We start from the raw sequence: 20,007 nt of genomic DNA on the forward strand, positions 1-20,007 counted from the left end.
TGTTGTGTGTCGAATTTCACCTTCATTCGCGTCGGCCTCACCCCGGCAGGACTCAATCGAACGTCAGACCTGGTGCCAAACTTGGGGGTAACTCGCTTTTGTCGGCTTCCAGCGACGCCATCGGCCAGGCGCAGTAATCCGCGGCATAATAGGCACTGGCACGATGGTTACCGCTGGCCCCAACGCCGCCAAACGGCGCAGCACTGCTGGCGCCGGTAAGCGGTCGGTTCCAGTTCACAATACCGGCACGCACTTCTTCCACCAATCGCTCATACAGTGCCCGGTCGTCGGTCAGAATGCCGGCAGAGAGGCCATAGCGAGTGTCATTGGCCAGCGCCAGCGCTTCATCGAAATCCTGGTAGCGATAAACGGTCAGCAAGGGGCCAAAAAATTCTTCGTCGACAGTCTCAACGCCGGTTGCATCGATAATGCCCGGTGACAGCAACGCGGTCCCGTCTTCAACACGCTTCATCTCCAACAGGCTCTTACCTCCGGAGCTCACCAGATTCGCCTGCGCTTCGAGCAGTTTGTCTGCGGCCGCAACAGACACCACCGACCCCATAAAGGGCTGGGGCTCGGCATCGAAGGGACCCACCTGAATCTTACCGGCAACTTCGACCAGGCGATTCAGGAAGCGGTCGCCCTGCTCGCCATTCGGCACCAGCAAGCGGCGCGCGCAGGTACAGCGCTGGCCGGCCGACAGAAAAGCCGACTGCAGTGCGTGGTGAACGGCTCCGTCAATATCCGAAACATCCTGCACAATTAATGGGTTATTACCGCCCATTTCAAGCGCCAGAATTTTTTCTGGCTGGCCGCCGAACTGCTGATGCAGCATATGACCCACCGTCGAGCTGCCGGTGAAGAACAGCCCGTCGATCCCCGGGTGCCCCGCCAACGCAACGCCGGTATCCCGCGCGCCCTGCACCAGGTTGATAACCCCATTGGGCAACCCGGCCCGCTGCCATAGCTGAACCGTCAGCTCCGCAACACCCGGCGTCAGTTCGCTGGGTTTGTAGACGACGGTATTGCCCGCCAGTAGTGCCGGGACAATGTGACCATTCGGTAGGTGCCCCGGGAAATTGTAGGGGCCGAATACACCAACCACGCCATGGGGCCGGTGCCTGAGCACGGCGTGCCCTGCCGCCACATCGGATTCCGAGTGGCCGGTACGCTCATCGTAAGCTTTGACGGAAATTCCGATCTTACCGATCATGGCGCCCACCTCGGTCCGGGACTCCCACAAGGGCTTACCGGTTTCCAGCCCAATCTGGTGGGCCAACGTTTCTTTTTCCTGCTCCAGCAGCGTCCCGAAGGATTCAATTATCGTGCGGCGCTCCGCAAGACTTAACCGACGCCAGGCAGGAAAAGCATCCCGGGCAGCGCGAACCGCCGCATCGACGTCCGCCAGGCTGGCACTGTCGCCCTGCCACACAATCTTGCCGGTCACGGGCTGGATGGATTCAATCTCGGGGCCATGACCTTCCAGCCACATCCCGTTAATCATCAGTTCGCCGGTTAATTTTTCGGACATCATTGCACCTCCCGGGCACTTGAAAATAGAGTTTGCCGCGCTCAGGCGGAACGGCTTGCCATAGACTGGATGGGGGAGTGGCCGCCGTCTTTCAGGGGCGCTAAACGGACCACGTCTCCCGATGTCACCTGCAAGGCCTCAGCCACCTCCGCCGGCACACTCACGGTATCCGGATTGATACAGTGCATGGGCAGGGTGGTGACACGGAAATCCCGGAAGGACCGGTTCGAGACCATCACCCGCTCCTCTGATGGCACATCCAGATCCACGGATTTACGGCTGATCAGCACGTGCCGGTTGAGGCTTTCCCGAACGGTACGAACGTTGTGGATAAACGCTTCCACAACGGGGCCGCCGTCAAAAATATCGACCTGCCCGTTAAAGTTAAACCCTTCCGCCTGTAACATCCGCAAAGCCGGCGCGGTGTTGTCATGGACACAGCCGATCACCGCCCGGGCATCGGCGGGCAAGAGCGGTAAATAAATAGGAAACTTCGGCATCAGCTCGGCGATGAACGATTTGTTCCCGACACCCGACAGGTAATCGGCCTCACTGAATTCCATGTCGAAGAAGCGTCGACCCAACGCATCCCAAAGCGGGCTTTGGCCGTTGGCATCCGAGACGCCCCGCATTTCGGCAAAGACCTTTTCCGAGAAGTGACGGCCAAAATCATCAAGGTACATAAACCGACTGCGGGACAGCAACAGACCGTTGCCCCCTTTGCGATGGGTGTCCGACAGCAGCAGCGAACATATTTCCGTGGTGTCGGTCATATCGTTGTTGAGGTTAAGCGTCGGCGTGCGGACATGCACCCCCAATTCACGGGATGCGTTCACGGTCGTGCTCAGGCGGTAGTTGTAGAACACTTCCTCTAGTCCGACCCGCGCCTCAATGCCGCTGATTCCCACGCACTTCTTTAATACAGTGTCTTCCAGCGCAAACAGGTACATGCCGGCTTCCGGCGCGCTGCGCTGATTGAACGACTCGGTCGCTCTGCGGATTTTTTTCGCCAGCAGTTCCCGGTTCGCAGGCAGCGATGTCAGCCCCTTGCCGGCGCCTTGGGCCATCACGTACAGATCCTCGAGATCACTGTCCTGAATGGGGCGGATTACCAGCATATAACGTCTCCCCGGTCTGCCCCTGAGCAAGGACTTATCATCGTGAATGTCATAATGGTGCCACCAATAACTCATCGCCCTGAGCACAGGCCAGCAGCTTCTGGTTGGCCCTGGTCATCTTTACGGTTTCGTCCAGGCCTTCATCCAGCGTCACCAAACCGCAACGGAAATGCAGCCCCTCACCGGCCCCCGCAAGATAACTATCGCCGTCCACGTCTTCTTCTGAGCGCACCGTCTTCCTGAGGCTGCTGACAATGGTTTTCAACATGTCGGTGCGGGCCTCCAGAACCGGCCCTCCGTCAAAGATGTCCACGTAGGCGCCACTCTGGAAGCCCTCACGCTCAAGCAACTCAAACGTCTTCCTGGCCAGATCGTGAGGTTGCCCCAAGGCCGCCTGAGCCGCCTCGCTGAGCAGGTCAACATAAATCGGGTTGGGCGGCATCAGTTCGGCGATAAACGTTTTACTCAGCATGCCCGAGTAGCTGTCAGCGGTCGCAAAGTCCATGTTAAAAAAGTGACGTCCGAGACTGTCCCAAAAGGGCACGCTGCCGCTTTCTGTCTGCACACCCTGCACTTCCACCACCATGCTGTTGGCAAACATCGCCCGCTGGCGAGCCACAAACAGCAGACGTGAGCGAGACAGCAATTCAAACGCATCCGTCCCGCGCAGTTCCGGTGCAATCATCAGTGAACACAGCAGCGTACGATCGGTCAGCGCATGGGATGGGTAAAGCACCTCCACCCGACGCGATACTTTCAATTCGTGGGAGGCGTGTATCAAGGCGTCTTGCCGGTAGTTGTAAAAGGGCTGGCCATTGCCTGCCCGGGCATCGATTCCCGCGGTCCCCTGCACTTTGCCGGTTGCGGTATTGACCAGGACAAACAGCATCCGCTCGGTGCCTTTAACGTCCTGGTCGCCTGCCAGCGAGCGCTTCGAGTAATCGATTTTCTCTGCCAGCTTGCCTTTGTCCTTGGGGACGGTCGAGGACACGCGAGCGCTCAACACCGAAGCCAATTCAACGATGTCAGACAAATCCTCCTGCTGTGCCGGGCGAACAACCCACATACAGCTTGCTCCTCTAATGGTGATCTCCGGGGCAAGAATCCGAAACAGTTCCGCCCCACATCACCAGGTATTGAATGTCGTTTACGCGCACACTTTTTTAACAGCGCGTTCAAACCGTGTTAATGCCTCGTCAATATCCGATTCCGGAATGATCAGGGACGGTGCGAGACGAATGACATTGGGGCCTGCGATCAGCACCATCACTCCCTCGTCAATGCCGGCATTCAGGAAGTCCTTCGCCTTGCCTTTCCAGGCATCGGTCAACACGCCCCCCAGCAACAAACCGGCACCACGCACCTCGCTGAATACGCCATAGCGCTCGCCAATGGACATCAAGCCCTTTTTCAATCGCTCGGAGCGCACCTTGACGCCTTTCAGTATTTCCGGCTGGCTGACGGTATCAATCACTTTTTGCGCCACCGCGCAGGCCAGCGGGTTACCACCATAGGTGCTGCCGTGCGTACCGACCCCCAGGCTCGCTGCGATCCCGGACGTGGTCAACATGGCGCCCACCGGGAACCCACCGCCCAACGATTTCGCCGTCGACAAGATGTCCGGCGTCACGCCATACATTTGGTAGGCATACAAATGACCCGCTCGGCCAACCCCCGTCTGCACCTCGTCAAACACCAGCAGAGCGTTGTGCTTATCACACAGGGCGCGCAGGCCCTCCAGGAACGCCTGGGTACCCGGCATAATGCCGCCTTCACCCTGAATCGGTTCGACCACTATGGCGCAGGTTTTGTCGGAGATCAGCGCCTCCACCGACGCCAGGTCGTTGAAATCGGCGTGGTGTATGCCACCAGGCGCGGGCTCAAACCCTTCGAGGTATTTAGGTTGCCCACCCACACTGACGGTGAACAGGGTGCGGCCATGGAAGCTGTTGCGGAAAGAAATGATTTCATTTTTCTCAGCGCCGTAATGCTCCCAGGCGTATCGGCGTGCAAGCTTGAACGCCGCCTCATTAGCTTCACCGCCGGAGTTGGCAAAAAACACACGGTCGGCAAAGGTCAGATCACACAGCGTTTTTGCCAGTTTCAGCGCCGGTTCATTGGTGAGCACATTGGACAAATGCCACAGTTTCTCGGCCTGATCCTGAAGTGCACTTACCAGGCCCGGGTGAGCGTGGCCAAGGGATGTCACCGCGATTCCTCCAGCCAAATCCACGAATTCCCGACCATCCTGATCCCAAACCCGTGAGCCTTTGCCCTTGACGGGGATGATTTTGCCCGGCGCATAGTTGGGCACCATCACGTCATCAAATAATTCGCGGTTGATCTCTTGTTTTGTCATTCCATCCTCACAGTAAAAACAGCCTAGACTTACAGTCTAGCTGCCCTAGGGGTTAATGGGTATGGGGATTGTACGCACAGCGGTACTCCCAGCCAGACTCTCAGCCGGGCTCACAAACTGGCGACAACAAAGCCTCAACCCTTTAGGGCATCACGACATCGGGCTGGCCAACGTCCGGCAACTCAATCAGGCGCAACGCGCGTCCGTCCTGCCCCATCAAGGTCTTGACGACCAGCTTGTAGGAGTCCAGGTCAAAGGTGACACTCAAGCCGTCTAACGACAGGTCATAAAGTGCGGACTCTTCATGCACGGTGGTGATATGCACCCAGTTGTAGATCACCAGGATATCGGTCACACCGGTACGTTCATCAATCTCCACCACCCCCACAGGGCCCTGCCAGGGCCAGGTTTTTAACCGTAAGGCGTGGAAAGCAATCTGAGCCCTCAGGTTATAGCGAACCACGTCTTCACCGCCATCACAGGCGCCCTTGCAACGCCCCAGCGTCCGCTGAAAACAGGGGCCGCTGCGCTCCGGCTCCAGGCCGAGCAACCGGTTGCATAAATCATTTTTTTGCGCGATGCCACTGAGGGCTTTTTCCGCATCCCGCTTGCTCCGAAACAGCCCGTAATAGTCTCCCAGTCGGTGCGGTTCGATTTCACGCACCAGGCGGGCTTGCAGATAGCCCTCCGGGTTCGCTGCCAGCTCAATACTGACCAGCGTTTTGGCCGCTCGGGAGCGCCGGTTGAACAACGGCTTCAAGGCTTTGATCTGTTTGAGCTCAAGCAACAAGGCACCCAACTCGCCTGCCGTCTCGGTCCAATCGACACGACGAAGACTTTCGGAGATGCGAACGCCCCGGCTGGTATTATGATCACCGGAAAAATGTGAAGCCACCCGCTGCAGAATATTGGTGCTCTTACCCACGTATAGCAGCACGTCGTTTTCACCGTAAAACCGATAGACTCCCGCGCTTTGGGGGAGGTCGGACAGGACGTCAAAGGGCAGATGCGACGGCACGCTGGGCCGCTTCATCAACTCCGATAGCGCCTGTTCGAAGCGCTCCTGACCGACGTCTTTCAAGGCATGCTGAAAGAATTCAAACATGGCTGACACGTCGCCCATGGCGCGATGCCGCTCCACCCGGGCCAAGCCGTGACGCTCAATAATCGTATCCATGTTGTGACGCCGGTAGGCCGGATACAGGTTTCTGGAAAGTTTGACGGTGCACAACACTTGCGCTGAAAACGGCTGCCCAAGCCGGCGAAACTCGGATTTTACAAAGCCATAATCGAAGCGTGCGTTGTGCGCCACAAACACCACGTCTTCCAGCTGTGAACGAAACTCGTCCGCAATATCGGCAAACAGCGGCTTGTCGGCAACCATCGCGTTGGTGATGCCGGTAAAGTGTTCGATAAACGGCGAAATACGGGTTTCCGGGTTGAGCAGGGTCTGCCACTCGCCCACTGTCTCACCGGCCCGCCAGAACCGAATACCGATCTCTGTAATGCGGTCGTACGCGGCACTACCACCCGTCGTTTCGAGGTCCAGAAAGGCAAACATTGCGGTTTTAAGAGGAGAGAATTTCGACACCATTATTTCATTATACGCCACCCAACGTTGAGAAAGTCTTACAACATTCGCGCCTAAGGGTATGTGACTGTTTAGACATTCGTCTAATTTTTACTCAAATTAATTTGCTCTGTCACGGAAACGTAACTAGCTTGTATGGAGACCCTACAACAAGAAAAGGTGGAGATAACAAAAATGCAAAACAATAGACTTAGAACAGCGATTCGTGCGACGGCTGCAGTGGCCGTTATGGGTGTGGCAGGACAGGTTGGCGCCGTTACATTCGACGCCGGCGGTTATGAAACGAGCGTTTACGGCTACGCGCGCCTAAACGCGACCTACGACATCGATGAGAACATCGCAACCTCTCGAGGCACCCGTTCCGCCAACTACGGCTCCATCAATACCGGCGCTGCAGAAGACAACGAAGTGACCGGCCATTTTGGCGCTGACGCGGTTCAAAGCCGTTTGGGCTTCAAGGTTATGACCCCAGAGGGCGTGAAGGTCAATCTTGAAGGTGATTTCCGTGGCGCCAGCGGCTCGTCCAACGGCAACATTCGGATCCGTCATGCCTACGGTGAGTACAATGGCGTCCTCTTGGGCCGTACCTGGTCCAACTACACCAGCTTCACCGCCAACACCTCACAACTCGACTTCGACGGCGTACCCGGCGCAGCCGGCCTGCAAGGCCGTGTAAGCCAGGCTCGCTACACCACCGGCGGTTTGTCTGTATCCCTCGAGCAGCCTCTTGCCTCACTGGGCACGAATGGCACAGAATCCGTCAAAGATTCCATGCCCGCAGCTACCGTCAAATTTGAAGGCGGGGCGGACGGATTCAAGTTCGGCGCCGGTGCGCTGGTCCGACAGGTCGGTTATGACACCGGAACCACAGACGATGCAGCAGTCGGTGTGGCCGCCTTCCTCGGCGCAAAACTGTCCGTCACCGATACCATCTCCATCCAGGGCAGCGCCAACTACTCTGACGGTGCCAACGCTTACCTCTACCGCTCAGGCAACAACTTTGCCGCCATCGATGCCTACGTCGATGCCAACGGAGACGTTGAGACAGTATCAGGCATCGGCGCCAGCGTGGGTGCATCGTTCGACCTGGGCGGTGGCCGCTCAGTCAACGCAGTCTACGGCATGACCGATGTGGATCTGGAAGATGCTTTCAACGCCGGAGTAGCGGCCGCAACTGATAACGAAACCAACACCATGATGGCGGTTAACTATCAGTGGACTCCGGTCAAGAATGTGATGATGGGCGTCCAGTATGCTTACCATCAGGTTGACGATGTAAACGGCGATGACGGCGATGCCAGCCGTGTACACTTCGCAGCACAGTACAACTTCTAAGCGTCTTTAGAAGTTAACAAAGAAGAGCCCCGGCCATGCCGGGGCTTTTTTTGTTCATAGCCCGCAATAGTGCACTGGTTTGGCCCACGCAATGCGACTATCGAACAGCCAAGAGACCGCACTAAATAGCTTACCCTTTGTATTGAAAGAATAATTATCGGTTGGCATAGCCGATGCTTAGGAATGGTCACAGGTGACGGACTCCACCGCCACATTCGTCGGATGAACGAGGTGATACCATGAAAAAAGCACAGAACCACAGCTTCCTGTTTGAATTGACTCACCCTTTTGAAGCCAGCGCCATGCAGGATCTGCACGACTATTTCGACTGGATGTACTTCGCCAACTGAAGCAATAACCACCTGCCACTGGCAAGTGCTGGGCCCCAACTCCGGATGGCCACACCAGGGTTGGGCCCTTACTTCTGACTGGCGGTACAGTCGATCGCACGCGTACCGACCTTATCAGCGCTCTCATACCAGCGAACAGTTCACTGACAATCCTTTTCAAGGAGAAGCTACTGAACCACCCGCCTTCGCCTTAACCCTTCCCGGAACCCCCTGAACAACCAGTGACAGCCTCCACCGTCGCACCCCAGGGATTCAGCCACCGGCTATCCGCCTATATTTGGATACCGGTCAAACGGTTGTACGCCGCACCGAGAATCACCGTCTCTGGGCCTTAAATGACCCTGACTCGCTGCAACGGCTTTGTCCCGCCGCCAAGGCTCCATCCACTACCCGGACCCGAGCCGCCTGCTTATCATCAGGCGTTTGTAAACAAGCCGATGAGCGACGCTGCCGATATCGGTTGTCGCGCGCTGGACTTTAACCATGCCCTGAACGTTGGCCCACCGACTGGCTCCCATCACCTCACGGCGCCGGTAAACGTCGACCTGATCAGCGTGGAAAAAACGGTCAATGTGTGACTTGTCGTTTAAACAAAGACATGCAAAAAAGCTTGGTCACTTTTTTGATGTAGCCTTGGCAGGAAATCCCGGTATTTCGTTGGAGGGTTATGCAGACGGCGTTTCGGCTTCGGAGGTTCCATCAGGGGCCTGAAGGTTGCCTGGGCTTGCCACGGGCCTGCTCTGACGCTGAATCGTCGGCCACAGTGGCAGGCCGTCAGGTTTTGCCACAGACAGTGCTTTCTATAGGATTAAAAAAAGCAAAACGGCCTGGACACATCAAATTCAATGTCCGGATGCATCCAGGCCCACTCAGATGATTTCAATATTCACTACAACAGCAAGTGGCGTATGTCCCCCAGCAGCTCACTCAACCGTGCAGTAAACCTTGCGGCATCCGCACCATTGACGGCTCGGTGGTCATAGGACAATGACAGTGGCAGCATCAACCGGGGCTGGAACTGACTGCCATCCCAGACCGGCTTCATGGCCGCTTTCGATAAGCCCAGGATCGCCACTTCGGGTGCGTTCACAATGGGCGTGAAGGCCGTACCACCGATGCCACCCAGGCTGGTGATGGAAAAGCAGGCACCTTGCATTTCATTCGGCTTGAGCTTTTTGTCGCGCGCTTTGCCGGCCAGTTCCATGGCTTCATCCGCCAATTCCCACAGGCCTTTCTGATCCACATTCCGGATCACGGGCACCATCAAGCCATTCGGTGTGTCCACGGCAATGCCAATATGAATGTACTTCTTCCGCACGATTTCCTTCTTGTCCATATCCAGCGCCACATTGAACTGCGGCAACTCCGCCAGCGCCTGAGCGCAGGCTTTGAGCAGGAATGGCAGCGGCGTGAGTTTCGAGCCACGCTTCTCACCGGCCGCCTTCTGGCCCTTCCGGAAAGTTTCCATATCCGTAATATCAGCATCGTCAAACTGAGTGACGTGAGGCACATTGAGCCAGCTGCGAGACATATTATTGGCAGTCGCAATCTGCATCCGCGACATGGGCTCACGGGTTATATCACCAAACTGGCTGAAGTCCGGAAGCTTGATGCCGGGAATGCCCGAGCCACCGCCGGCTGCGACTTCGCCACCGGCTTGCGCTTGCTTCAGCTGGCTTTTGACATAGGCATGCACATCGTCCTTCAGAATCCGGTTTTTCGGCCCACTGCCTTTCACGCGCGTCAGGTCGGCACCCAGCTCGCGCGCAATTTTGCGCACGGCGGGCCCAGCGTGGACTTTGGTGCCTGGCGCCGGCAATTCCGCCTCCACCGTGGTCTCGCGATCAGCGGCGCTCGGAGCCGCTGCTTTCTGCTGCTTATCCGATTGGTCCGATGGTTCTGGCTTGGCTTCAGCTTTCTCGCTGCCACCATCATCGCCCTCAGCTTCGGCCTCTTTTTCACCAGCGTCGGACACCGTCATTTCCAACAAATCATCGCCTTGGGAGATCTTGTCGCCCTCGGCCACCAGCAGTTTGCCGATTTTACCCGCAAACGGAGATGGAATTTCCATTGTGGCCTTGTCGGATTCGACCGTCACCAACGGATCGTCCTCACTGACCTCATCGCCTTCTTTGACATTAATCTCGATGATCGGAACGTTCTCGGAGCCACCCATGTCGGGCACCTGAACTTTTTCCTTGCGAGATCCACCACCAGACGCCGCTTTTCTCGGCTTACTTTCGGTATCGTCTGACTTTTTGCCGGAAGACTCACTGGCCTCGGTTTTTGCGTCAGAACCGCCCTTTGTTTCGTCTTGTGCAGGCACATCATCGTCGGCCTGGGCTTCATCGGCTCCCCCAGACGCGGCTTCCATCATGCCAACAACATCACCCTCTTTGACTTTATCGCCAACTTTAACGGTGATTTTAGTGATTTTACCGGCTGCCGGTGACGGCAGTTCAACGGAGGCCTTGTCGGATTCGACCGTCAAAATCGGATCCTCTTCCTCAACGGAGTCTCCCGCGCTGACGGTGATTTCGATAATCTCGACTTCATCCGCGCCGCCGAGATCCGGAACCTTAATTTCCTGTTCACTCATGGCGGTCTCCTTAGCTCTGCACCGGGTTCGATTTATTGCGATCAATGCCGTACTTGCGCATTGCCTCGAGAACCTGGTCCTGTTTGACCTCGCCGTCACGAACCAGCGCCGTCAGAGCAGCCACCACAACGTGATAACGATCCACCTCGAAGAAGCTGCGCAGCTTCTCGCGGGTATCGCTTCGCCCAAAGCCATCGGTTCCCAATGTCAGGTAGGTGCCTGGCACAAACGCCCTGACCTGCTCGGAATAAAGTCTCATGTAATCCGTAGACGACACCACTGGCCCCTGCTGCTTCTCCAGACACTGGGTGATGTAGGGAACCTTGGGCTTGTCTTCCGGGTGAAGTCTGTTCCAGCGCTCCACGTGCTGACCATCACGGGTCAGTTCGTTGAAGCTGGTCACACTCCATACATCACTGGCAATACCGAAATCTTCCTTAAGCAATTCAGCGCCGGCCCGCACTTCATTCAGGATGGCACCGGAGCCCAGCAACTGAACTCTCGGGGACTTCTTTTTACCCTTGGTTTCCAGCGACTCGAGCTTGTACATACCTTTGATGATGCCGTCTTCGACACCTTCCGGCATCGCCGGCTGCTCGTAATTTTCATTCATCATGGTGACGTAGTAGAAGACGTTTTCATTGCGCTCGAACATGCGCTTCATGCCGTCATGAATCACCACCGCCATCTCATAGCCGTAGGTTGGGTCGTAAGCCACGCAATTGGGGATGGTCTGCGCCAGAATGTGGCTGTGACCGTCCTGATGCTGCAGCCCTTCACCGTTCAATGTCGTACGCCCGGCTGTGCCACCAATCAGGAAGCCACGGGCCTGAATGTCGCCAGAGGCCCAGGCCAAATCGCCAACCCGCTGGAAACCAAACATTGAATAGAAGGCGTAAAAGGGTATCAGAGGGAAATCGTTGGTGCTGTAGGAGGTGGCGCATGCCATCCAGGCTGCCATCGAACCGTCCTCGTTAATACCTTCCTCCAGAATCTGACCTTTTTTGTCTTCCTTGTAGTACATGATCTGTTCGCGATCCTGAGGCACGTACTTCTGACCCTCAGACGTGTAGATACCCAGTTGGCGGAACATGCCTTCCATACCAAACGTGCGCGCCTCATCTGGCACAATCGGTACTATCCGCTTACCGATGCGTTTGTCTTTCGTCAGTGCGGTCAGCAACCGGACAAAGGCCATGGTCGTTGAAATGGCGCGGCCATCGGAGCCATCCAGCAAGCTTTTAAAAATGCTCAGCTCAGGAATCTGTAGCGGCTGACAATCCTTGCGGCGTGAGGGCAGCGGGCCACCCAAATCCTGCCTGCGCTTCTTCATATAGACCATTTCCGGACTATCGGCATCAGGCCGGTAGTAAGGCACCGCCTCAAGTTCATCGTCCTTCAATGGCACCGCAAACCGGTCCCGGAAACTTTTGAGCTCATTGATGTCGAGCTTTTTAAGGGAGTGAGTGGTGTTCTGCGCTTCCCCAGCACCGCCGAAACCATAGCCCTTAATGGTATGAGCCAGAATTACCGTAGGCTTGCCATTGTTGTTGTGCACGGCGTGGTGATAAGCCGCATACACCTTGTAAGGGTCATGACCGCCGCGGTTCAGCTTGTTGATATCGTCGTCTGACAGATTCTCAACCAGGCTCGCCAACTCAGGGTAGCGGCCAAAGAAATTCTTTCGGGTGTAGGCGGCCCCATTGCTCTTGAAGTTCTGCAGTTCGCCGTCGCAAACCTCGTCCATTACGCGCTGCATGATGCCGTCTTTGTCTTTGGCAAACAGCGGATCCCACATGCGCCCCCAAACGACTTTAAGCACATTCCAACCCGCACCGCGGAAGATCCCTTCAAGCTCCTGGATTATTTTACCGTTACCCCGTACAGGACCGTCCAGGCGCTGCAGGTTGCAGTTGACGACAAAAATAAGGTTATCCAGATTCTCACGGCCAGCCTTGGAAATGGAGCCCAGGGTTTCCGGCTCATCACACTCACCGTCGCCCACAAAGCACCAGACTTTTCGTTCGCCCTTATCGATCAGCTCCCGGCTGTCGAGGTACTTCATTACGTGGGCCTGATAGATAGCCTGCATGGGACCCAGCCCCATGGACACGGTAGGGAACTGCCAATAGTCTGGCATCAGCCACGGGTGGGGATAGGAGGACAGACCACTGCCGTCCGACTCTTCCCGGTAGCTGTCCAGTTGTTCTTCGTCAAAGCGACCTTCAAGGAAGGAGCGCGCATAGATGCCAGGTGCAGAGTGACCCTGGAAATACACCAGGTCCGACTCGCGCTTCTCGTCGCCGCCGTGGAAAAAATAATTGAAACCGACGTCATATAGCGTTGCCGCCGAGGAGAACGACGATATGTGACCGCCAAGGTCGCCCGGCCGTTTGCCGGCACGAACCACCATCGCCATCGCGTTCCAGCGAATCAATGACCGGATTCGTCGCTCCATGAACAAGTCGCCGGGCATGCGCGACTCCCGGACCGAAGCAATGGTGTTCCGGAAAGGTGTGGTGATAGCGTAGGGCAGCTCGGTACCGTCCCGGCTCGCTCTCTGAGAGAGGCGTTCCAGGATGTATTTGGCGCGGTCCACACCTTCCTGTTCAATCAACGATTCCAGTGCATCCAACCATTCACTGGTTTCAACGGGATCATCATCCTGGTACATCAAACCCTCCCCTAAACTTCAATAGTGCGCTGACTGTCGACGAACAAGGCGATCAGTCATGCGATGTTTTACGAGCGATCGCGTCAGTGCAGATGTTGTGCTGGTGTGTCATTTGAATACAGCATAGAACAGGATCGCTAACTTGCCTGCCTGAAGCAGAATACAAAATGCTGGCACGCGCCCTTTTTTCGGTCTAACTGACGCCGGGTGCGTGCACGGGAACAGATACGCCTCAAAGCTGTAGTATTATTACTACAAATTGGATCACGCGATTAACGTTTAGTAGGAAATAATGACCTTTATTCGAGTCTCTAACAACCTGCCTTAGACCAATGTCGTAGCTTTACTACGGACACTTAGATGTTTTAACCACTACTCAGATGTTTTAACCACTAAACAATCCACCCCCGATGACGGGTTAATTTTTAGGCGACAACTTCCCCTGCGTCTTTCGACAGCGCACCAACAAAGCGCTGGCAGACGATTTTCACACGAACACCCGACGCCGTTTTAATTAGACCTGAAAGTATTCCCCAATTTCTGTATACTTTGCCGCCTGTTTTTCGTTGGTGTGGTGCGATGTCGATCGATCCGCGCGCACCTGAAACCCGACGCAACCAAAGGGCGGCCCATGAATTCCATCGTCACCTTTCCAAATCGTATTCCGGCAGTCGAATTTGAAGAGCGACGCTTCAAAGTCTTTACTGACCGCCAGCTCGACAAGATCGAGATTATTCAAAGCTTGCCCGCCGACACCCTGTTCGAAATGAAAGTGGTGGCCAGCGTACTGCCCTTCCGCGTCAACGAATATGTCATTAACGAGCTTATTGACTGGCAGCAAGTACCCAACGACCCAATCTACCAGCTCGTATTTCCGCAAAAAGGCATGCTGAAAGACCAGCACTTTGAGCGGATGGCCGAATTGCACCGAGAGGGTGCCGATAAAAAACTGATCCAGTCCGTGGCCAAGGAAATCCGGGACGAACTGAACCCCCACCCTGCCGGGCAGATGGAAATGAACCTGCCCGAGCTGGACGGCGAGATGCTGGACGGTGTGCAGCACAAATACCGCGAGACGGTTTTGTTCTTCCCGGCCCAGGGCCAGACCTGCCACTCATACTGCACCTTCTGCTTTCGCTGGGCGCAATTTGTCGGCGACAAAGACCTTAAGATGGCCAGCACGGACGCCGAAAAACTCCACGGGTATTTGCAACAGCACCCGGAAGTCAGCGATTTGCTGGTGACGGGCGGCGACCCGATGGTGATGAAGACGAAACATCTGGTGCAGTATCTGGAACCGCTGCTGGAACCGGAGTTTGATCACATACAAACGATCCGCATCGGCACCAAGGCCCTGACTTTCTGGCCCTATCGCTTTGTGACCGACAAGGACGCAGAAGAACTGCTGGACCTGTTTGCCCGCCTGGTTGATGGCGGCAAACACATCGCCATCATGGCGCACTACAACCACTGGCAGGAAATCACCACCGACATTGCCGAGGAAGCCATTCGCCGCATCCGCTCAACCGGTGCCGAGATCCGCGCCCAGGGCCCTATCATCAAGCACGTCAATGATGACGCCGACGCGTGGGCAAAAATGTGGAAGAAACAGGTACAGCTGGGCATCATCCCCTACTACATGTTTGTAGAACGGGACACCGGGGCTAAAAATTACTTCGAAATCCCCCTGGTCAAAGCTTATGAGATCTATCGGGAGGCCATGAAACAGGTATCCGGTCTGGCCCGCACCGCTCGCGGTCCCTCAATGAGTGCCGGTCCCGGCAAGGTCGAGATCCAGGGCATTGCTGACATCAAGGGCGAGAAGGTCTTTGTTCTGCGGTTCCTGCAAGGTCGCAACCCAGATTGGGTGCAACGTCCTTTCTTTGCCAAGTACAGCGAAACCGCAACCTGGCTGCACGAGCTTGAGCCGGCCTTTGGGGAAGACAAATTTTTCTTCGAGGAAGAATACGACCGGATGAGACAGGGCAACGGCTGACAAGCACGGCCACTGTCAAACCTCGTCGCTCTAATCGGGAGACCCTGCGGCATACCGAGGGTGGGCGACCACTGCCGTCTGGAAGACGTCGCTTCAGCTTGGGAAGGCTCATCTGGCAGACCCGAGGCCTGCTCCGAAGCTGAAGCATCGGCTACAGTGGCAAACAACAGCCTTTGGCGGCAGGATTCACGACTGGCGCTTTCGCGCCACTTCACTACGCACATAAAAAAACCGGGCGCTGGCCCGGTTTTTTGCGCTGTCGCCCGGTCAGTGCATCAGGGCATAGAGCTTACGCCGATACACCCGCACATCGGGATTGTTGTTCCCCAGTTTGTCGAATAACTCGACTAACGTGGTTTTTGCGATCCCGTCCTTATAGCCGGCATCCACTTGCATAAGCCGGATTAATAGTGACATCGCTTCGGCGTTGTTTTCTTTCAGCACGTGCTGAAGTGCCAACTGGTGCAGGGCCGCAGGATCGCCCGGATTGGCGTCCAGTGTTTTTTCGAGCTCCTGCATTGGCGGCAGCTCACCTGCCTGCTTCATAAACTTCAAGCGAGCGGCCAGTTGTTTGGCCTGGGTTTGCATTTTTTCTTCTGGCGGCAAGCTCTCAAGCACTTGTTCCGCGGCGTCAACATCACCCAACTCGGCTTTGATCTGCGCAAGGTCTATCAGCACCGTGAGATCGTCGGGATCGTTCTGGTTCATCTCCGTCAATACCGCCAGCGCCCCATCCAGGTCACCCGCCTCCCAAAGACGGTGAGCCGTATCGTAAGGATTCTCTGCGGGCGCCTCGACGTGCTTGTCCAGCACCTTGCGAACTTCACCTTCCGGCAAGGCTCCATTAAACCCGTCGACCGCCTGCCCGTTCTTCACCAGAATCACCGTAGGCAAACTCCGCACACCCAGGCTGCCAGTCAACTCCTGCTGTTCGTCGGCATTGACTTTGGCGAGCAAAAAACCGCCTTTGTAGTCTTCTGCCAGCTTTTCCAGTATCGGGGTGAGCTGCTTACAGGGCTCACACCAGTCCGCCCATACGTCAACCAGGATCGGCGTCTGCGCAGACGCCTGCATGACCTTGTCCTGAAAATTCTCGATGGTGGCGTCAAAGATATACGGCGAGCTGCTCATGAGCGGGTCCTGATCCGTGAAAACGTGAATGATACCCAGTAAGTAGAGGCTAGACGAAGAAATTCAAGCCCAGTCACCCGATTCGGCAGACAGACAAACCCGCGCGCCCTGCCTTGAATTACCGAAAGCCGCCGTCACATAACGTTCATAACCGCACTAAACCAATCATGGGATGGATGTTGATACGGCATGAGCGACGATAGCCTTCACGAGTCTTTCGAAGATGTTACCGAGTACATTGGCAAGGACGAAAACAAGACCAACCTTGCGCTGACTCAGCAGGCCTTACCGGGGCGCATGTACGTGTTGCCCATTTCTAACCGACCGTTCTTCCCGGCCCAGGTTCAGCCGGTCATGGTAAATCAACAACCATGGCACGAGACGCTCAAGCGCGTCAGAGAAACCGACCACCATATTCTAGGCCTTTGTTTTGTCGACAACCCGGAACAGGAACACCCTGTGCCGGGGAGCGATGAGCTTGAGATAATGGGGTGCGCCGTGCGCGTCCACCAAGCCCAAATAGTCGGCGGTAAAATCCAGTTTATCGCCCAGGGTGTTCAGCGCTTTCGCATCACCCAATGGTTACGGCGAAAACCGCCCTATCTGGTTGAGGTGGAGTACCCCGATGAGCCCAAAGAGCCCAAAGAAGAACTCAAGGCTTACACCCTGGCCATCATCAGCTCGATCAAGGAACTGCTGCGGACCAACCCGCTATATGGCGAAGACGTCAAACAGTACCTATCGCGTTTTGGACCGGAAGACAGCTCACCGTTGGCCGATTTTGGCGCCTCAATGACCAGCGCCCCCGGCACCGACCTGCAAGATGTGCTGAACACAGTCCCGCTGCTTCGTCGAATGGAGAAGGTGCTGCTGTTGATGCGCAAAGAGCAGGAAGTCGCCCGCCTTCAGGCACAAATTGATGAGGAGGTGAACGACACGGTCCAGAAACATCAGCGCGAATTCTTTCTACGGGAGCAGCTCAAAGTCATCCAACGTGAACTTGGCATGGCCAAAGACGATAAGACCGCCGATGCGGAGCGGTTCGAGGCCCGCATGGCCCAGCTCTTACCGCCCGACCATGTGACCGAACGCTTTCAGGACGAGCTGCAAAAGCTTCAGGTACTGGAACTGGGGTCACCCGAGTACGGCGTGACCCGAAATTACCTGGACTGGCTGACCCTGGTGCCATGGGGAAAAACCTCTCAGGATCACTTCGATCTGGTGGCCGCCCGCCGCATCTTGGACCGCGATCACGATGGCCTGGACGACGTTAAGGACCGCATTATCGAATTTCTCGCCGAGGGCGCCTTCAAAGGCGAAGTGTCTGGCTCAATCCTGCTTTTAGTGGGGCCGCCGGGGGTGGGAAAGACCTCCATCGGGCATTCTGTGGCTGCGGCACTGGGGCGAGAATTCTACCGCTTCAGCCTCGGCGGCATGCGCGACGAAGCCGAGATCAAAGGCCATCGACGCACTTACATTGGCGCCATGCCGGGTAAGTTTGTACAGGCATTGAAAGACGCAAAAGTTGCCAACCCGGTGATCATGTTGGACGAGATCGACAAGATTGGCGCCTCGTTCCAGGGTGACCCCGCCTCTGCGCTGCTGGAAACCCTGGACCCTGAACAGAATCGGGAGTTTCTCGACCATTACCTGGACGTGCGGATGGACTTGTCCAAAGTGCTGTTTATCTGCACCGCCAATCAACTGGATACCATTCCCAGACCGCTACTGGACCGCATGGATACCATCCGGTTGTCCGGTTACATTGGCGAAGAGAAACTGGTGATCGCAAAACATCACTTGCTGCCGCGACTGCTAAAACGGGCTGGCTTGCTTAAGAAACAGTTCAACGTGACCGACGCCGCCATTCGTCAAATCATTGAGGGCTATGCGCGTGAAGCCGGGGTTCGCAACCTTGAAAAATTGCTCCACAAACTCGTCCGGAAAGGCATCGTAAAACTTCTGGAGGCACCGGAAATGGCGGTCCGCGTTGGGGTATCCGACCTGGTGGGTTATCTCGGCCAGCCGCCGTTCAAACGCGAGAAAGCCATGAAGGGCACCGGCGTTGTCACCGGGCTAGCCTGGACGGCCATGGGCGGCGTCACCTTGAGCATTGAAGCTTCGCGCATTCACAGCAATCAGCGCGGCTTCAAACTGACCGGCCAATTGGGGGACGTCATGAAAGAGTCCGCCGAAATTGCCTACAGTTATGTCGCCTCCAACCTGAAGCGCTTCAAAGGTGACCCGACCTTCTTCGATAAATCGTTTGTCCATGTCCACGTGCCGGAGGGCGCCACACCCAAAGACGGCCCCAGTGCCGGTATTACGATGGCGACCGCCTTGCTCTCCATTGCCCGGGGCGAAGCACCCCAGCAATCCATTGCCATGACAGGCGAACTCACCCTGACCGGTCAGGTTCTGGCCATAGGCGGCGTCCGGGAGAAGATCATTGCGGCCAGACGGCAGAAGATCGACACCCTGATCCTGCCCGATGCCAATCGCAGTGATTATGAGGAGCTGCCCAGCTATTTAAAAGAAGGGCTCACGGTCCACTTTGCCAAACACTACAGCGACGTGTTTCAGGTCTGCTTTGGCAACAACCCCAGAAAAGGCACGGCCGTCCACTGATGCGCAACCCCCATGTTTCAGTACCAAGCCGCACTGGGGGGCGGTTGCAAGCGCCAGGGAGCCCACGGGCCGGACCCGGGATCGCGGCGAGCTCCGCGCCAAGCCGGCGCTTACTTCAAGGTTGAAGCCACTGCCGGCGAGCCGCTCAGGCCCCCGCTTTCTTCTTGGTCTCTTTCCAGCCGTCTTCCCGTAAGACCGCGCCTACATCCAGAACCGGCGATGCATCGATGTCATCGGCATCCATCATGTTGGCGACTCGCTGCAGCGAAGCGATAATCATGGACTGCTCCCACTCGTGCAGACTCTGAAATTTACCAATAAATTCTTCCTGTAACGGCTCCGGCGCACGCGCCAAAATGTCCGCACCGTCTTCGGTCAAATGGGCATGCACCTTGCGTTTATCCTGCGTACTGCGAACCCGATAAACCAGATTGCGATGCTCCAGACGATCGAGAATCGTCGTGACCGTCGCCTGACTCAGGCTTACCTTGTCAGCAATGGTGCCAATGGTGACTTCACCGAGGTCGCGGATGGTTCTCATGATCAGTAACTGTGGCCCGGTCAAACCTGCGTTCTTGCTCAGGCGCTTTGAATGCAGGTCCGTGGCACGAATTACCCGCCGTAACGCGACCAAAACCTTTTCGTAATTATTCACAGAAGCATTCCATCCCGCCTTTGGCGTCAAGTCAGAATTA

General features: G+C 56.2%; 13 protein-coding genes. 4 read left to right on the forward strand and 9 right to left on the reverse strand.

Going from position 1 to position 20,007, the window contains the following annotated elements; genetic code table 11:
- Positions 1 to 52 precede the first annotated feature (52 nt).
- The 5 genes from astD to GRX64_RS00380 form a co-directional block, all read right to left on the reverse strand.
- A complete protein-coding gene (gene astD, locus GRX64_RS00360) occupies positions 53 to 1,534 on the reverse strand; it encodes a succinylglutamate-semialdehyde dehydrogenase (RefSeq protein WP_235937465.1) in 1,482 nt (493 codons plus the stop codon).
- A gap of 38 nt (positions 1,535 to 1,572) precedes the next feature.
- Entirely contained in the window at positions 1,573 to 2,649 is a 1,077-nt protein-coding gene (gene astA / locus GRX64_RS00365; RefSeq protein ID WP_166263204.1) for an arginine N-succinyltransferase, read from the reverse strand.
- A gap of 49 nt (positions 2,650 to 2,698) precedes the next feature.
- Positions 2,699 to 3,715, reverse strand: coding sequence for an arginine N-succinyltransferase (locus tag GRX64_RS00370; protein WP_166263205.1), 1,017 nt, complete (start codon positions 3,713 to 3,715; stop codon positions 2,699 to 2,701).
- Positions 3,716 to 3,796: 81 nt separating this feature from the next.
- The gene (locus GRX64_RS00375; protein ID WP_166263206.1) at positions 3,797 to 5,008 is read right to left on the reverse strand and encodes an aspartate aminotransferase family protein; all 1,212 of its coding nucleotides are present in this window, start codon (positions 5,006 to 5,008) and stop codon (positions 3,797 to 3,799) included.
- 142 nt (positions 5,009 to 5,150) lie between these two features.
- The gene (locus GRX64_RS00380) at positions 5,151 to 6,602 is read right to left on the reverse strand and encodes an exonuclease domain-containing protein (RefSeq protein WP_166263207.1); all 1,452 of its coding nucleotides are present in this window, start codon (positions 6,600 to 6,602) and stop codon (positions 5,151 to 5,153) included.
- A gap of 171 nt (positions 6,603 to 6,773) precedes the next feature.
- Here GRX64_RS00380 and GRX64_RS00385 point away from each other — a divergent pair, with 171 nt between their 5' ends.
- Positions 6,774 to 7,934, forward strand: coding sequence for a DcaP family trimeric outer membrane transporter (locus GRX64_RS00385; RefSeq protein ID WP_166263208.1), 1,161 nt, complete (start codon positions 6,774 to 6,776; stop codon positions 7,932 to 7,934).
- Positions 7,935 to 8,619: 685 nt separating this feature from the next.
- Entirely contained in the window at positions 8,620 to 8,862 is a 243-nt protein-coding gene (locus GRX64_RS00390; protein ID WP_166263209.1) for a hypothetical protein, read from the forward strand.
- 311 nt (positions 8,863 to 9,173) lie between these two features.
- Here the strand turns inward: GRX64_RS00390 and aceF are convergent, their stop codons facing one another.
- Together aceF and aceE are read right to left on the reverse strand one after the other, a co-directional pair.
- On the reverse strand, positions 9,174 to 10,883 hold the full coding sequence (aceF, locus tag GRX64_RS00395; protein WP_166263210.1) for a dihydrolipoyllysine-residue acetyltransferase: 1,710 nt from the start codon (positions 10,881 to 10,883) through the stop codon (positions 9,174 to 9,176).
- Between the two features lie 10 nt (positions 10,884 to 10,893).
- On the reverse strand, positions 10,894 to 13,557 hold the full coding sequence (aceE, locus tag GRX64_RS00400) for a pyruvate dehydrogenase (acetyl-transferring), homodimeric type (protein ID WP_166263211.1): 2,664 nt from the start codon (positions 13,555 to 13,557) through the stop codon (positions 10,894 to 10,896).
- Positions 13,558 to 14,188: 631 nt separating this feature from the next.
- Between aceE and GRX64_RS00405 the strand changes: the two genes are divergently transcribed.
- Positions 14,189 to 15,553: a KamA family radical SAM protein gene (locus tag GRX64_RS00405; RefSeq protein ID WP_166263212.1), complete on the forward strand. Its 1,365-nt coding sequence runs from the start codon at positions 14,189 to 14,191 to the stop codon at positions 15,551 to 15,553.
- Positions 15,554 to 15,820: 267 nt separating this feature from the next.
- Here GRX64_RS00405 and GRX64_RS00410 read toward each other — a convergent pair whose 3' ends face one another.
- On the reverse strand, positions 15,821 to 16,684 hold the full coding sequence (locus GRX64_RS00410; protein WP_166263213.1) for a thioredoxin family protein: 864 nt from the start codon (positions 16,682 to 16,684) through the stop codon (positions 15,821 to 15,823).
- A 189-nt stretch (positions 16,685 to 16,873) separates the two neighbouring features.
- On the opposite strand from GRX64_RS00410, the gene lon reads away from it, so the two are divergent.
- On the forward strand, positions 16,874 to 19,312 hold the full coding sequence (gene lon, locus GRX64_RS00415) for an endopeptidase La (RefSeq protein ID WP_166263214.1): 2,439 nt from the start codon (positions 16,874 to 16,876) through the stop codon (positions 19,310 to 19,312).
- A 145-nt stretch (positions 19,313 to 19,457) separates the two neighbouring features.
- On the opposite strand, the gene GRX64_RS00420 is transcribed toward lon, so the two are convergent.
- Positions 19,458 to 19,967 carry a MarR family winged helix-turn-helix transcriptional regulator gene (locus GRX64_RS00420; RefSeq protein WP_166263215.1) on the reverse strand — a complete coding sequence of 170 codons (510 nt, stop codon included), beginning with the start codon at positions 19,965 to 19,967 and terminating at the stop codon, positions 19,458 to 19,460.
- Positions 19,968 to 20,007: the final 40 nt, after the last annotated feature.

It is taken from the genome of Marinobacter caseinilyticus (genome assembly GCF_011074955.1).
Lineage (GTDB): Bacteria > Pseudomonadota > Gammaproteobacteria > Pseudomonadales > Oleiphilaceae > Marinobacter > Marinobacter caseinilyticus.

Coding starts and splice junctions, on each gene's coding strand:
- astD (WP_235937465.1), bottom strand. CDS start 1,534: ATGATGTCCGAAAAATTAACCGGCGAACTGATGATTAACGGGATGTGG.
- astA (WP_166263204.1), bottom strand. CDS start 2,649: ATGCTGGTAATCCGCCCCATTCAGGACAGTGATCTCGAGGATCTGTAC.
- GRX64_RS00370 (WP_166263205.1), bottom strand. CDS start 3,715: ATGTGGGTTGTTCGCCCGGCACAGCAGGAGGATTTGTCTGACATCGTT.
- GRX64_RS00375 (WP_166263206.1), bottom strand. CDS start 5,008: ATGACAAAACAAGAGATCAACCGCGAATTATTTGATGACGTGATGGTG.
- GRX64_RS00380 (WP_166263207.1), bottom strand. CDS start 6,602: ATGGTGTCGAAATTCTCTCCTCTTAAAACCGCAATGTTTGCCTTTCTG.
- GRX64_RS00385 (WP_166263208.1), top strand. CDS start 6,774: ATGCAAAACAATAGACTTAGAACAGCGATTCGTGCGACGGCTGCAGTG.
- GRX64_RS00390 (WP_166263209.1), top strand. CDS start 8,620: ATGACCCTGACTCGCTGCAACGGCTTTGTCCCGCCGCCAAGGCTCCAT.
- aceF (WP_166263210.1), bottom strand. CDS start 10,883: ATGAGTGAACAGGAAATTAAGGTTCCGGATCTCGGCGGCGCGGATGAA.
- aceE (WP_166263211.1), bottom strand. CDS start 13,557: ATGTACCAGGATGATGATCCCGTTGAAACCAGTGAATGGTTGGATGCA.
- GRX64_RS00405 (WP_166263212.1), top strand. CDS start 14,189: ATGAATTCCATCGTCACCTTTCCAAATCGTATTCCGGCAGTCGAATTT.
- GRX64_RS00410 (WP_166263213.1), bottom strand. CDS start 16,684: ATGAGCAGCTCGCCGTATATCTTTGACGCCACCATCGAGAATTTTCAG.
- lon (WP_166263214.1), top strand. CDS start 16,874: ATGAGCGACGATAGCCTTCACGAGTCTTTCGAAGATGTTACCGAGTAC.